This window comes from Methylobacterium oryzae (assembly GCF_021398735.1).
Classification (GTDB): domain Bacteria; phylum Pseudomonadota; class Alphaproteobacteria; order Rhizobiales; family Beijerinckiaceae; genus Methylobacterium.
In genome coordinates, this window is sequence record NZ_CP090349.1 from 1,821,877 (window position 1) to 1,834,411 (window position 12,535).

13 protein-coding genes are annotated in these 12,535 nt (G+C 72.2%); 6 read left to right on the forward strand and 7 right to left on the reverse strand.

All coding sequences use genetic code 11. From position 1 onward, the window contains the following. Window positions 1–30: 30 nt before the first annotated feature. From LXM90_RS08760 to LXM90_RS08770, 3 genes are all read right to left on the reverse strand, one after another. Window positions 31–312 (reverse strand): DUF2312 domain-containing protein, encoded by a 282-nt coding sequence (locus LXM90_RS08760; protein WP_020091862.1) that lies wholly within the window; start codon window positions 310–312, stop codon window positions 31–33. 54 nt (window positions 313–366) lie between these two features. Beyond that, a complete protein-coding gene (locus tag LXM90_RS08765) occupies window positions 367–1,572 on the reverse strand; it encodes an alpha/beta hydrolase (RefSeq protein ID WP_205833786.1) in 1,206 nt (401 codons plus the stop codon). An 82-nt stretch (window positions 1,573–1,654) separates the two neighbouring features. Further along, window positions 1,655–3,019: an MFS family transporter gene (locus LXM90_RS08770; protein ID WP_091677151.1), complete on the reverse strand. Its 1,365-nt coding sequence runs from the start codon at window positions 3,017–3,019 to the stop codon at window positions 1,655–1,657. A 23-nt stretch (window positions 3,020–3,042) separates the two neighbouring features. Here LXM90_RS08770 and LXM90_RS08775 point away from each other — a divergent pair, with 23 nt between their 5' ends. After that, complete coding sequence (locus tag LXM90_RS08775; protein ID WP_326491905.1) at window positions 3,043–4,113, forward strand: DUF1236 domain-containing protein; 1,071 nt, start codon at window positions 3,043–3,045, stop codon at window positions 4,111–4,113. Between the two features lie 54 nt (window positions 4,114–4,167). Here the strand turns inward: LXM90_RS08775 and hrcA are convergent, their stop codons facing one another. Further along, window positions 4,168–5,223, reverse strand: a complete 1,056-nt coding sequence (gene hrcA, locus LXM90_RS08780) for a heat-inducible transcriptional repressor HrcA (RefSeq protein WP_020091867.1) — start codon at window positions 5,221–5,223, stop codon at window positions 4,168–4,170. Window positions 5,224–5,390: 167 nt separating this feature from the next. Here hrcA and rph point away from each other — a divergent pair, with 167 nt between their 5' ends. Genes rph through hemW form a run of 3 tightly spaced genes read left to right on the forward strand, consistent with a single transcriptional unit; the run spans window position 5,391 to window position 7,944 of the window. Continuing rightward, window positions 5,391–6,104 carry a ribonuclease PH gene (rph, locus tag LXM90_RS08785; protein WP_026604745.1) on the forward strand — a complete coding sequence of 238 codons (714 nt, stop codon included), beginning with the start codon at window positions 5,391–5,393 and terminating at the stop codon, window positions 6,102–6,104. After that, window positions 6,101–6,730, forward strand: coding sequence for an RdgB/HAM1 family non-canonical purine NTP pyrophosphatase (gene rdgB / locus LXM90_RS08790; RefSeq protein ID WP_020091869.1), 630 nt, complete (start codon window positions 6,101–6,103; stop codon window positions 6,728–6,730). The genes rph and rdgB overlap by 4 nt, the downstream gene beginning before the upstream one ends. Before the next feature lie 26 nt (window positions 6,731–6,756). Next, the gene (gene hemW / locus LXM90_RS08795) at window positions 6,757–7,944 is read left to right on the forward strand and encodes a radical SAM family heme chaperone HemW (protein ID WP_020091870.1); all 1,188 of its coding nucleotides are present in this window, start codon (window positions 6,757–6,759) and stop codon (window positions 7,942–7,944) included. On the opposite strand, the gene LXM90_RS08800 is transcribed toward hemW, so the two are convergent. Then, window positions 7,945–9,207 carry a penicillin-binding protein activator gene (locus tag LXM90_RS08800; protein WP_020091871.1) on the reverse strand — a complete coding sequence of 421 codons (1,263 nt, stop codon included), beginning with the start codon at window positions 9,205–9,207 and terminating at the stop codon, window positions 7,945–7,947. Window positions 9,208–9,342: 135 nt separating this feature from the next. Here LXM90_RS08800 and rsmI point away from each other — a divergent pair, with 135 nt between their 5' ends. Both rsmI and LXM90_RS08810 read left to right on the forward strand, forming a co-directional pair. Then, a complete protein-coding gene (rsmI, locus tag LXM90_RS08805) occupies window positions 9,343–10,314 on the forward strand; it encodes a 16S rRNA (cytidine(1402)-2'-O)-methyltransferase (protein WP_020091872.1) in 972 nt (323 codons plus the stop codon). After that, on the forward strand, window positions 10,311–10,700 hold the full coding sequence (locus LXM90_RS08810) for a YraN family protein (RefSeq protein ID WP_020091873.1): 390 nt from the start codon (window positions 10,311–10,313) through the stop codon (window positions 10,698–10,700). The genes rsmI and LXM90_RS08810 overlap by 4 nt, the downstream gene beginning before the upstream one ends. Window positions 10,701–10,738: 38 nt before the next feature. Here LXM90_RS08810 and LXM90_RS08815 read toward each other — a convergent pair whose 3' ends face one another. Both LXM90_RS08815 and LXM90_RS08820 read right to left on the reverse strand, forming a co-directional pair. Beyond that, complete coding sequence (locus LXM90_RS08815; protein ID WP_012319888.1) at window positions 10,739–11,128, reverse strand: response regulator; 390 nt, start codon at window positions 11,126–11,128, stop codon at window positions 10,739–10,741. 270 nt (window positions 11,129–11,398) lie between these two features. Then, on the reverse strand, window positions 11,399–12,508 hold the full coding sequence (locus LXM90_RS08820) for a L,D-transpeptidase family protein (protein WP_043712288.1): 1,110 nt from the start codon (window positions 12,506–12,508) through the stop codon (window positions 11,399–11,401). Window positions 12,509–12,535: the final 27 nt, after the last annotated feature.

The window sequence follows — 12,535 nt, forward strand, 5'->3', positions numbered from 1 at the left end:
GGCGCCCGGCGCCGCACCCGGTCGAGCCTGTCAGGCCGCCGCGGCGATCGGGGCCGGCGACGGCGCGTCCATGGCGCGCAGGTAGACGTCGAGCAGCGTTTCCTGCTCGTCGCGCTCGTCCTTGTCCTGCTTGCGGATCTTCAGGATCTCCTTGAGCACCTTCACGTCGAGACCCTCGCCCTTGGCCTCGGCGAAGACCTCCTTCTTGGCCTCCATCAGGTCCTTGATCTCCTCCTCCAGCCGTTCCACGCGCTCGATGATCGAGCGGATGCGGTCGCCCGCGACGCCCACGGTGTCGGTCATGTCGGTCATGCAGTCCCTCGTCGGATGACGGGGGCACCCTCGCCCGACAGGGTAAGCGGCGGGTTAAGGCCGGGCCGGCGCTTCGACTTGGCCCTGGACCGGGCCCTGGACCCGGTTCCGGATCCACCCGGCGATCGCGTCCGCCACGGCGTCGCTGTTCGATTCCAGCATCATCATGTGGCCGTTTCCGCGGATGCCGTGCTCGGCGAGCGCCAGCCGGTCCGGCTTCGCGCCCGCCTGAGTCAGGAAGGCCGCCGTGCAATCGTCCATCGTCGCCCGGAACGACGCCTCGGCGGTCACGATCACCGCCGGCACCCGGGCGAGGTTCGGCAGTTGGCGCGCGGGCTCGGCCTGGAGCCAGCAGCGGATCCGGTCGGGCGCGGCGGCGCTCTCCGCCTGGACCACCGTCAGGTCCGCCGGGCCGCTCACCGGCGGCTCGAAGTGCAGCGGCACCCGGGTGATGCCGTAGGGCCGCGCCCGGGCCTCGCCGACGCGCTCGTACCAGTCCGCGCCGCCCTTGAAGCGGATGTCGTAGAAGGTCGGCCCGTTCGGCTCGACGGCGACGTGCGCCTTCACGAGGTCGGGCCGCTGATCGGAGACCGCCCAGCCGAAGACGCCCGCCTGCGAGTGCGTCAGCAGGATCGCCGGGCCGATCTTCTCCAGCAGGGCGATCAGCGCCGGGTCGACCAGCTCCTCGCTCCGCAGCGCGCTGGCGATGTAGGGCACCTGGGAGAGGTAGAACTGATCGAAGGCGGCGTTGCCGCGGATCCCGGCGCCGCCCGGCCACTGCGTGTGGAGCTTCGCCTGCGGGTAGAGCGCGGACCGCTCCTGCCCGGTGAACACCGTCTCCAGATCCTCGGCGGGCAGGCGGGCGTAGGGGCCGTAGGTGTCCGGGTCGCCGCCCGAGCGGCCGCGACCGACTTGGTCGACGACGTAGACCGCGAAGCCCTGCGCGGCGAAGCGGTCGGCCCAGCCCGGCCGGCCGTCGGGCGTCCCGAGGAAGTTGGTCCCGGTCTGGGCGGTGCCGTGCACCAGGACGATCGGGTAGGGCTGCGTCACCCGCTCCGGAACGCGGTACTCCACGAACATCTGGCCGGACGCCGTCGTCTTGCCGCCCGCGGTGGCGTAGCGGCCGCCGACAAAGAAGTAGCCCGCGGGCTGCGTCGGCCTGAACGGCCCGTCGGCGGCACCCGGCTCGGCGGCCCCGGACGGGGATGCAATGGCGAGACAGAGCAGGGCCAGCGCCCCGGCGGCGGCGTTCCTCGACATGGCGTCCTCCCGCGGGCGTCTGGCGCGCCCGGCGGGAGGCATATCAGCTTGAAAGTCCGGCCCGGTCCAGCCGGGCGGCCGATCAGGCGTGGGCGAGGCGCGGCTTCTTCCCCAGCGCCTCCTCGACGGTGCCCGCGCCGTCGAGATAGCCGTGGACCTTGGGGTTCGGCATGATCAGCGAGGCCACGAAGGCGATCGCCATCAGGACGGTCACGTACCAGAAGAACGTGCTCTCCATGCCGGCGTCCTTGAACCACAGGGCGACGAACTCGGCGGTGCCGCCGAAGGTGGCGTTGGCGATCGCGTAGGAGAGGCCGACCCCGAGCGCCCGGACGTTGGTGGGGAACAGCTCGGCTTTCACGATGCCGCTGATGCCCGTGTAGAACGACACCACGGCGAGCCCGAGGGTGATCAGCGCGAAGGCGAGGTAGGGGTCCTTGTTGGTGCCGAGGGCCGTCATCAGCGGCACCACCATGAGCGTGCCGAGGCCGCTGTAGAGCAGCATGTTCGCCTTGCGGCCGATCTTGTCGGAGAGCGCGCCGAAGATCGGCTGGATAATCATGTAGACGAACAGCACAACCGTCATCGTCTGCGACGCCGAGGTCTTCGGCATGCCGGCGGTGTTGACGAGGTACTTCTGCATGTACGTCGTGAACGTGTAGAAGCTCAGGGAGCCGCCGGCCGTGTAGGCGACCACGACCAGGAACGCCCGCCAGTGCTTGGCCAGCGCGGCGAAGGTGCCGGCGGTCTCCTTGTCGCTGCTGTCCTTCGTCTCGGCCAGGGAGCGCCGGAGATAGAGCGCGACGACCGCCAGCGCGGCGCCGATGAAGAACGGGATGCGCCAGCCCCAGGCGGTGAGTTCCGGACCGGTCATCACCGTCTGCAGCAGCACCAGGACCAGCGAGGCGAGGAGCTGGCCGCCGATCAGCGTCACGTACTGGAACGAGGCGAAGAAGCCGCGCCGCCCCTTGATCGCCACCTCGCTCATGTAGGTCGCCGAGGTGCCGTACTCGCCGCCGACCGACAGGCCCTGGAGCATGCGCGCGAGCAGCAGCAGCACGGGCGCCAGCGTGCCGACATGCTCGTAGGTCGGCAGGATGCCGATCAGCAGCGAGCCGAAGCACATCATCAGCACCGAGATGACCATCGAGGTCCGACGGCCGACGCGGTCGGCGATGCGCCCGAACAGCCAGCCGCCGATCGGCCGCATGAAGAAGCCCACCGCGAAGATGCCGGCGGTCTGCAGGAGCTGACTGGTCGAATCGCCCTTCGGGAAGAAGGCCGGCGCGAAATAGAGCGCGAAGAACGCGTAGCAGTAGAAATCGTACCACTCGACGAGATTGCCCGACGACGAGCCGACGATCGCCCAGATCCGGCGCTTGCGGTCCGCGGCATCATCGAGGTCGCTCGGTGCGATACCGATCGTATCGTCGCGCGAGGCGGACATGGCGTCTCCGTCGATCAATCTTGGTGCCGGCCGAGGCCGGTCTCTTCTTGGTGCGGCGCGACGTTACAGGTGACGCGCCTGATCGCAAGACCGTGATCCGACTTAGCCGAGGACAGCGCAGGGCGGTGTCACCGGCCGCGCGTCCACGGTGCCGCGGGAGGGAACGGTTCGGCCCGGGGCCCCGTTGCGGGCCGGCGTGGGCGTCGATGGCGTTCCGACCACCACAGGAGGAAGAAGCCATGAAGCGAGTTCTGAGAGACGCGGTCGCGGCCGCCATCGTCGTCGCCGGAGCGGCGACGGCGTTCGCGCAGGGCGGACCGGGCGGCGGCGGGGCCGGACCCGGTGGTGCGGGCGGCGGCGCCGGCGGTCCGGGTGGTGGGGCCGGCGCGGGCGCGGGTCCGTCCGGCGGCGGCCCGGCCGGCGGCCCTGCTGGCGGCGCCGGCGGCGGGATGCGGGGCGGCGCGCCCGAAGGCGGGGCGGTGCGCGGTCCCGGCGGTGCCGAGGGTGGGCCGCGCGGCGCCGAGGGACCGGGTCGCCCGGGCGGCGCGGCCGAGCGCAACGGACCGGCGGACCGGGGCGGCGCGGCCGCGAATCCAGGTGCGGGCGAACGCGGTGCGGGCGAACGCGGTGCGGGCGAACGCGGTGCGGGTGAACGCGGTGCGGGTGAACGCGGTGCGGGTGAACGCGGTGCCGGCGATCGGGGTGGCCGCGAGCCGGGTGCCGGACCCGAGCGGGGCAACCGCGACGCGGCCGGTCCCGAGCGCGGCGGTCGCGGTCCGGCCGGCGAACGGGACGGCCGTGCCGGTGCCCGCGACCGCGGCGCCGTCCGCGGCGCTGTCGGCCGCCTCGACACCCGTCAGCGGACCGAGTTCCGCAGCTCGATCACGCGTCTGGGCGTCTCGCCGCTCCGGGACGTGGCTTTCGGCTTGGCGATCGGCACCGCGATCCCCCGCTCGGTCAGGCTCCACAGGCTGCCGCCGGCGATCATCGAGCTGGTGCCGGAATACGAGGGCTACGACTTCGTCCTGGTCCGCGACGACATCGTGATCATCGATCCCGACACCTACGAGATCGTGGACGTGATCCCGGCCTGAGCGGGCAATCACAGGAAGATCGGTGGGCCGGGCGGATCCTCTGCCCGGTGCCCTCTACCGTCCGCCGTCCAGGAGTTTCGACACCACGCGCGCCGTGTAGTCGACCATCGGCACGATCCGCGCGTAGTTCAGCCGGGTCGGACCGATCACGCCGACGACGCCCACGATCTTCTGCGAGCCGTCGCGGAACGGCGCCGCGATCAGCGAGGATCCGGAGAGCGAGAACAGCTTGTTCTCCGAGCCGATGAAGATCCGCACGCCCTCGCCGCCCTCGGCGCGGGACAGGAGGTCGATCACGTCCTTCTGGGTCTCCAGATCGTTGAACAGAAGGCGGATCCGCTCGAGATCCTCGACCGCGCGCAGGTCGTCGAGCAGGTTCGCCTGCCCGCGCACGATCAGCTGGCGGGCCTCCGTGGGGCCGACCGGCGTGGCGAGCCCGGCATCGACGAGGCGCTCGGTGATCGCGTCGAGCTCCCGCTTCATCGCCTTGCGGCCGGCCTCGATCTCGGCGCGCAGCGTGCCGAGGGTGCGGCCCTGCAGGCGCGCGTTGAGGAAGTTCGTCGCCTCTTGGAGGGCCCCGGCCGGCAGGCCCGCCGGCAGGTCCACGAGGCGGTTCTCCACCGAGCCGTCGTCCGAGACGAGGATGACGAGGGCGCGGGCGGGATCGAGGCGCACGAACTCGATGTGCTTCAGGTTGACGTTCGCCTTGGTGGTCAGGACGACCCCGGCGCCCCGGGAGACGCCGGACAGCATGGTCGAGGCTTCGGCCAGGGCCGAGTCGAAGGTGTGACCCGAGGCGGCGGCGCGCATCTGCGCCTCGATGCGCGCCTGCTCGTCCTGGCTGACGTCGCCGAGCTCGAGCATCGCGTCCACGAAGAAGCGCAGGCCGAGCTCCGTCGGCAGGCGGCCGGCGGAGGTGTGCGGCGCGAAGATGAGTCCGGAATGCTCCAGATCCGCCATGACGTTGCGGATCGAGGCCGGCGACAGCGCCATCGGGAGGATGCGCGCGAGATTCCGGGAACCGACCGGCTCGCCGGTCGTGAGGTAGCTCTCCACGATCTGCCGGAAGATCTCCCGGGCACGCTCGTTGAGGGCGGCGAGCGCCTGCATCGCTTGGCCGTTCGAGAAGTTGGAACTGGGGTGTGTCACGGGGTCATCCTGTGGTCCGATCATGTCCAACCGTCCCGCGCGGATCAATCCGTACGGCGATGCTTGCCCGCGGTGGCGCGGCGGCCTAAGAGCCCGGCCCTCGACACTCTCGACAGAAGGGGCCCGCGATGCGGCCTTCCAAGCGTGCCGCCGACGAGTTGCGGCCCGTGAGCCTGGAGCGCGCGGTCTCGCGCTACGCCGAGGGCTCCTGCCTCGTCAGCTTCGGCAACACCCGGGTGCTCTGCACCGCGTCGCTGGAAGAGCGCGCGCCGCCGTGGCTGCGCGGTTCCGGCAAGGGCTGGGTCACGGCCGAGTACGCCATGCTGCCGCGTGCGACGCACGAACGCACCCGCCGCGAGGTCGGTTCCGGGAAGCCTTCGGGGCGGACGCAGGAGATCCAGCGGCTGATCGGCCGGTCGCTGCGCGCCGTCACCAACCTCCCGGCCATGGGCGAGCGCCAGATCACGATCGATTGCGACGTGATCCAGGCCGACGGCGGCACCCGCACCGCCGCGATCACGGGCGCCTGGGTGGCGCTGCACGACTGCTTCGCCTGGATGCGGACCCGCTCGATCATCTCCGTCGACCCGCTGCGCGACCACGTCGCCGCCGTCTCGTGCGGCCTCTACAAGGGCATGCCGGTCCTCGACCTCGACTACGCCGAGGATTCGGCGGCCGAGACCGACGCCAACTTCGTCCTCACCGGCCGGGGCGGCATCGTCGAGGTGCAGGGCACCGCCGAGATGGAGCCCTTCACGCAGGAGCAGCTTCTCGAGCTCCTCGGCCTCGCCCGCGCCGGCACCGAGCGGCTGGTCGCCCTGCAGAAGGAGGCCCTCGCGTGAGCCGCCGTCTGACCGGGAAGGTGGTCATCGCCACGCACAATGCCGGCAAGCTCGCCGAGATGCGCGACCTGCTCGCGCCGTTCGGGATCGAGGCGGTGTCGGCGGGCGAGCTCGGCCTGCCCGAGCCCGACGAGACCGGCACGATGTTCGCCGAGAACGCGGCGATCAAGGCGCGGGCGGCGGCCGACGCCACCGGGCTGCCGGCCTTCGCGGACGATTCCGGCCTGTGCGTCGACGCCCTGGACGGCGCGCCGGGCATCTTCTCGGCCCGCTGGGCCGGCGCGACCAAGGACTTCACCGGCGCGATGGCGCGGATCTTCGCCGAACTCGACCGGCGCGGGGCCGCCGAGCGCCGGGCGCACTTCGTGTCCGCCCTCGTGCTGGCTTGGCCGGACGGGCACACCGAGCTGTTCGAGGGACGGGTCTTCGGCGACCTCGTCGCCGCGAAGGGCTCCGCAGGCTTCGGCTACGACCCGATCTTCCGGCCGGACGGCCACGACCGCACCTTCGGCGAGATGAGCGCCGAGGAGAAGCACGGGGTCGACTGGCAGCAGGGGCGGGGCCTGTCGCACCGGGCGCGGGCCTTCGTCGAGCTGAGCCGCGCCTGCCTCGCGCCCGGCGCCTGATTGCCAAACGGCGCGCGGGCGCTCACATGCCCGCCATCATGTCATCGATCGGCCCGGACCATCCGACCCGCGACGCGGGCTTCGGGATCTACCTGCACTGGCCCTTCTGCGCCGCGAAGTGCCCGTACTGCGACTTCAACAGCCACGTCCGCCACGCGGGCGTGGACGAGCCGCGCTTCGTGGCGGCCTTCCGCGCCGAGATCGCCCACACCGCCGCCCGCACGCCGGGCCGGACCGTGACCAGCATCTTCCTCGGCGGCGGCACGCCCTCGCTGATGCAGCCCGCGACCGTGGCCGGCCTGCTCGACGCGGTGGCGGAGCATTGGGCGGTCGCGCCGGACGCGGAGGTAACCCTCGAGGCCAACCCGTCGAGCGTCGAGGCGGGCCGCTTCCACGGCTACCGCGCCGCCGGGGTCAACCGGGTGTCGCTCGGGATCCAGGCCCTCGACGACGCCTCGCTGCGGACCCTCGGGCGCCTGCACGACACCGCGCAGGCGCTCGGCGCGATCGCGCTGGCGCAGTCGGCCTTCGCGCGGACCTCCTTCGACCTGATCTACGCGCGGCCCGGACAGACGCCGGACCTGTGGCGGGCGGAGCTTAGCGACGCGCTCGCGCGGGCCGCCGAGCACCTCTCGCTCTACCAGCTCACCATCGAGCCCGGGACGCCGTTCCACGGGCTCGCCGCCGCCGGCAAGCTGGTGACGCCGGACGATGAGGTCGGTCGCGCCCTCTACGACGTCACCCAGGAGCTCTGCGCTAAGGCCGGCCTCCCGGCCTACGAGATCTCGAACCACGCGCGGCCCGGGGCGGAATCGCGGCACAACCTGCTCTACTGGCGCTACGGCGAGTATGCCGGCATCGGTCCGGGCGCCCACGGACGGCTCGTGACGGGACAGGGTCGCGTTGGAACCGTGACGGAGCGGTCGCCCGAGGCGTGGCTCGCCCGCGTCGAGGCCGAGGGCCACGGGATCGTCGAGACCGAGAGCCTCTCGGCCGCCGACCAGGCCGACGAGTTCCTGGTGATGGGCCTGCGCCTGCGCGAGGGGATCGATCCCGACCGCTACGCGGCGCTCAAGGGCCGGCCCCTGAACGGCAACCGCATCGGCATGCTGATCGGGGACGGCCTGCTCGAGCGGCTGCCGGGCGGCCGCATCGCCGCCACGGCGCGGGGGGCGCCGGTGCTCAACGCCCTGGTCGCCGAGCTCGCCGCCTGATCAGATCGCCGGCTTGGCGAGAACCCGGGGCGCCGGGCTGACGGGCGTCGCGGCGTTGTTGCGGATCTCGTAGACCGCGAGGGACCGCTCGCTCTGACCGTCCGGCCGGAACCGGAACGTCCCGTCGACGCCGGCGAAGCCCAGGCCGTTGGTCAGGGTGCTCTCGGCGAAGCGCTGCGAGCCGTAGCGCCGCGACAGGGCCGCGGCGAGCAGCACCGCGTCGTAGGCGAGCGAGGCCACCCGCGGCGGGACGGCGCCGAACCGAGCCTGGTAGCGCGCGCTGAAATTCGAGAAGCCGACGCGGTCCGGCGCGGCGAAGCGGCCACCCTGGAGGGCCGGCAGCGCGAACAGTGACGGCTCGTTCCAGAGGGCGGTGCCGAGGGGGCGCACCCGTGCCGGCGAGAAGCCCGCCTTCGTCAGCGCGGCCGCCACGGCGGGCATCGCGTCCGCGGTCTCGGGGATGAACAGCGCGTCGGCGGTGGCACCGGGCCCGGCGATCACCCGCGCGAGCCGCTCGACCGCCGGGCCGGGCGCGCCGGCCGGGTATCGCTCCACGGCGGCGACGCGCGCGCCCTTGCGGGCGACGACCTCCCGGAACGCCGCCTCGACGGCGTTGCCGTAGGCGGTCTCGGGGATCAGCGCCGCGAAGGACCTCTTTCCGCCCGCGACCGCGTCCTCGACCACGCGGTCCACCTCCGGCTGCGGCAGGAAGCTCAGCAGGTAGACGCCCTGGTTCGCCACGGTCGCGTCCGTGGAGAAGCCGATCACCGGCTTGCCGGCGGTCCTGGCGACGGCCGCGGCGGCCTGGACGCTGCCGGCGAAGAGCGGGCCGAGGACGATCTCGGCGCCCTGCCGCAGCGCCTCCTGGGTCGCCTCCCGGGCGCCGTCCGGACTGCCCCGGTCGTCCTCGACGATGAGCGTCAGGTCGGGCTGCTGGGCCTCGTCGTAGGCGAGCTGCGCGGCGTTGCGCATGGCGGCCCCCACGGTCGATCCCTGGCCGGTCAGCGGCAGCACCAGGGCGACCTTCACCGAGCCCGCCCCGATGCGCCCGCTGCCGCCCGCGGCCGGCATCGGCGCCGCGGGCGCGGTGCCCGGTGCATCCGGCACGGCGGCCGGCGGTGACAGCTCGGCCTGCGGCCCGGTCACGCGTCGCGCGAGGTCGCTGCCGACGCAACCGCCGAGCGTGAGCAGGATCGCGCAGAGCGCGGCGGTCTGGGCGGTGACACGCACGAGACGGTCCCGCGCGCTTGTCGGGCGCGCCATGGCGCGTACTCCTTCGGGCAGGCTCCGCAGCCTGACCGGCGGATACTCAAATGTAAACGCGGCGGCGGGGACTTGCCCCCCGGCCACGCGGCCTCGCCGCGACGAGAGGCGACCAGTGTGGCAAGATCGCCGGTGATGACCCGCAGATTCGACGACCCGGGGCCCGCCGCCCCGACCCGAGCTCCGTCCCCGAAGCTCGCCCCCGACCGCCCGCGCAGCACGACCTTCACGGCCTTCGGCCTCGCGAGCGAGACCGAACCCCTGTCGCCGGGCCTGCACATCGTGGCGACGCCGATCGGGAACCTGCGCGACATCACCATCCGGGCGCTGGCGACGCTGGCGGCCGCCGACGCAGTCCTGGCCGAGGACACCCGCGTCACCCGGAACCTGCTGGCGCATTACGGGATCACGACGCCGCTGCTCGCCTATCACGAGCATTCAAACGACGCGGTGCGCGAGCGGATGGTGGCGCGGCTCACCGCCGGCGAGGCCCTGGCGCTGGTCTCTGATGCCGGGACGCCGCTCGTCTCGGATCCCGGCTACAAGCTGGTCCAGGCCGCCATCGAGGCCGGGATCGCCATCACGCCCGTCCCGGGGCCGTCCGCGGTGATGACCGCGCTGGTCGCGGCCGGCCTGCCGACCGACCGGTTCTTCTTCGAGGGCTTCCTGCCGCAGAAGGCCGGAGCGCGGCGCAACCGCCTAGAGGCGCTGATCCAGGTTCCCGGCACCCTGGTCCTGTTCGAGTCGCCGCATCGCCTGCCCGACATGCTGGCCGACGCCGCCGCGGTGCTCGGTCCGGAGCGGCCGGCGGCCGTGACCCGCGAGCTGACCAAGCTCTACGAAACCATCCGGCGCGATACGTTGGGCAGCCTGAGCGCGCGCTTCGCCCAGGAGGGACCGCCGAAGGGGGAGATCGTGGTGATCATCGGTGCGGCGACGGCGCCGGAGCGCAGCGCGGATTCGGATGCCGCCCTCGACGCCCTGATCCTGGCGGCGCTGGAGCGGCATTCGATCAAGGATGCCGCCAGCCTCGTGTCCGACGAGACCGGTCAGCCGCGGCGCCTCGTCTACACCCGCGCGCTGGCGCTGGCGCGGGACCAGGGATGACCGGGGCCCTGCCGGACCGGGCCGGCCGGCGCCGCGCCGCCTACCGGCTCGGCCACCGCGCCGAGTGGCTGGCGCTCGCCGCGCTGATGCTCAAGGGGTACTGGCCGATCGGCCGGCGCGTGAGCGTCGCGGGCGGCGAGATCGATCTCGTCGTCCGGCGCTGGAAGACCGTCGTGTTCGTGGAGGTGAAGGCTCGGGCGCGCCGCGACGATGCCCGGGAAGCGATCGACGCTGCCAAGCGGCGGCGGTTCTCCCGCGCGGTCCGCGCCTGGATCGGACGCAATGCGTGGTGTGCCGGGTCGACGTTCCGGGCCGACGCCGTGTTCGTCGGATCCCGCACCTGGCCCGCCCATGTCGAGCGGGTCTTCACCATCGAGGGTCTCTGACGGGCGGCCCGAGGCCGGCGGAGCCGACGCGCCGGGTCTCAGTCCCGGGCGGCGCGGATCGCTCCGATCAGGGTCCGCTTCAGGTCGGCCTGGCTGAACGGCTTCTGGACGACGGGCCTGTCGCGGAACGGCTCGCGGATGCCGGCACCGCCGTAACCGGTCGAGAAGACCAGAGGCAGGTCGCGCTTGGCGATGGCCTCGGCCACCGGGTAGATCGGCTCACCCGCCACGTTCACGTCGAGAATGGCGACCTCGAACGCTTCCTGCGACGCCATCTCCAGCGCGGAGGACAGCCGCGCGGCCGGCCCGACCACGGCGCAGCCGAAATCGAGGAGCATGTCCTCCAGCAGCATCGAGATCGCGGCCTCGTCCTCGACGACGAGAACACGGACGCCGTTGAGGACGTCGTCGTTGGGGTCAGCAATCACGCCGGGCCGTCTTCCCTTCGAATGCCCCCGTCGCCGGGGATCTTGCCATGCGGCTGGTCACGCCTTGCGCACCGCGTGAGCAGCGTCCGGACGGGTGAACGCGGCCCGAGGGTCAGCCCGCGAGACAACCTGAGGCGTCGCCCGTAATGCGCAATGTGTCAAGCGTTCCCGGCCCGTTCCGACACCCAGACCGGGCGCTATGTTAACCGATGATACATTTTTGTGCGGGCGGGTTCGCGCGGGCGTATGCGAGTGTCGCCGCGCTGCCGCTCAATCGTCCTTGAACGTGACCGTGGCGCCCCGTGTCACATGCGCGGCGAGGTCGCGGGCGTTCCAGTTGGTCAGGCGGATGCAGCCGTGGGACTCCGTCTTCCCGACCTTCTCGGGCTCGGGCGTCCCGTGGATCCCGTAGCTCGGAATCGCCAGGTCGATCCAGACCAGGCCGACCGGGTTGTTGGGCCCCGACTGGATGGTGAATTTGTGCTGCGCCTTCACGCCCTTGAACGCGTATTTCGGGTTGTAGGTGTAGTCCGGGTCGAACGCGACGCCCTTCACCTTGGTCTCGCCGCTCGGGGCCGGCTTCTCGGCACTGCCGATCGACGCGGGGTAATAGGCCACGAGCTTCCCGTCGGCGCCGTAGGCGCGGACGTCGAGGCTCGACTTGTCGACCTCGATGCGTTCGACCTTCGGCTCCTGGGGCAGATCCTTGCCCTTCGGCTTGTCCGTGCCCATCGGGTCCACCGCCGCGACCGCGATGGTCGTGCCGGCCTTGTCGAGGGGCTTGCCGGGATTGAGCGCGCTGACGAGGTCGCGGCTCATGTGGAAGCGCTCGGCCAGCATCTCGCGGGGATTGGTGTAGCCCAGCGACTTGAGCTCGGCCTGCTCCTCCATCTTGGGCGGGATCCGCTCGACGTAGGGGCCCGCGGCGTCGGCCTCGGAGAGCGTGTAGTCGGTGACGGCGGGCTTGTCGCTGGTCGCCTGGAGCTTGTCCCAGATCTCGGGCGTCAGGGTCTCGCCGGCGGGAAGCCCCTGGGCCACCGCGAAGGCCGAGAGGGCGTGACGGTAATTGTCGCCCTTCCGGCCGTCGATCGCTCCGGGATAGAAGCGCGCGCGATCGAGCAGCACCTGGGCCTTGACGATTAGCGGATCGGGCTTGTCGTCCGACGACTTGGCCCGACGCGCCTTCTCAGACTTCGTGCCCTCGGTCTTCCCGGCGCCCGGCTGCGCCAGGGTCGCGGCGTTCACCGCCTCGGCGGTCAGCGCCGGCGGCTGGGCCGTCTCGGCCTTCCGGCCCTTCCCGGTCCGGGCGGCCGCGCCGTGCGCGGCCAGACAACTCGCCAGGAGGGCCACGCAGACCGGCCGCCAGGGTTTCGGGATCATCGCCGTCGTCATTCCGGGGAGCGGACG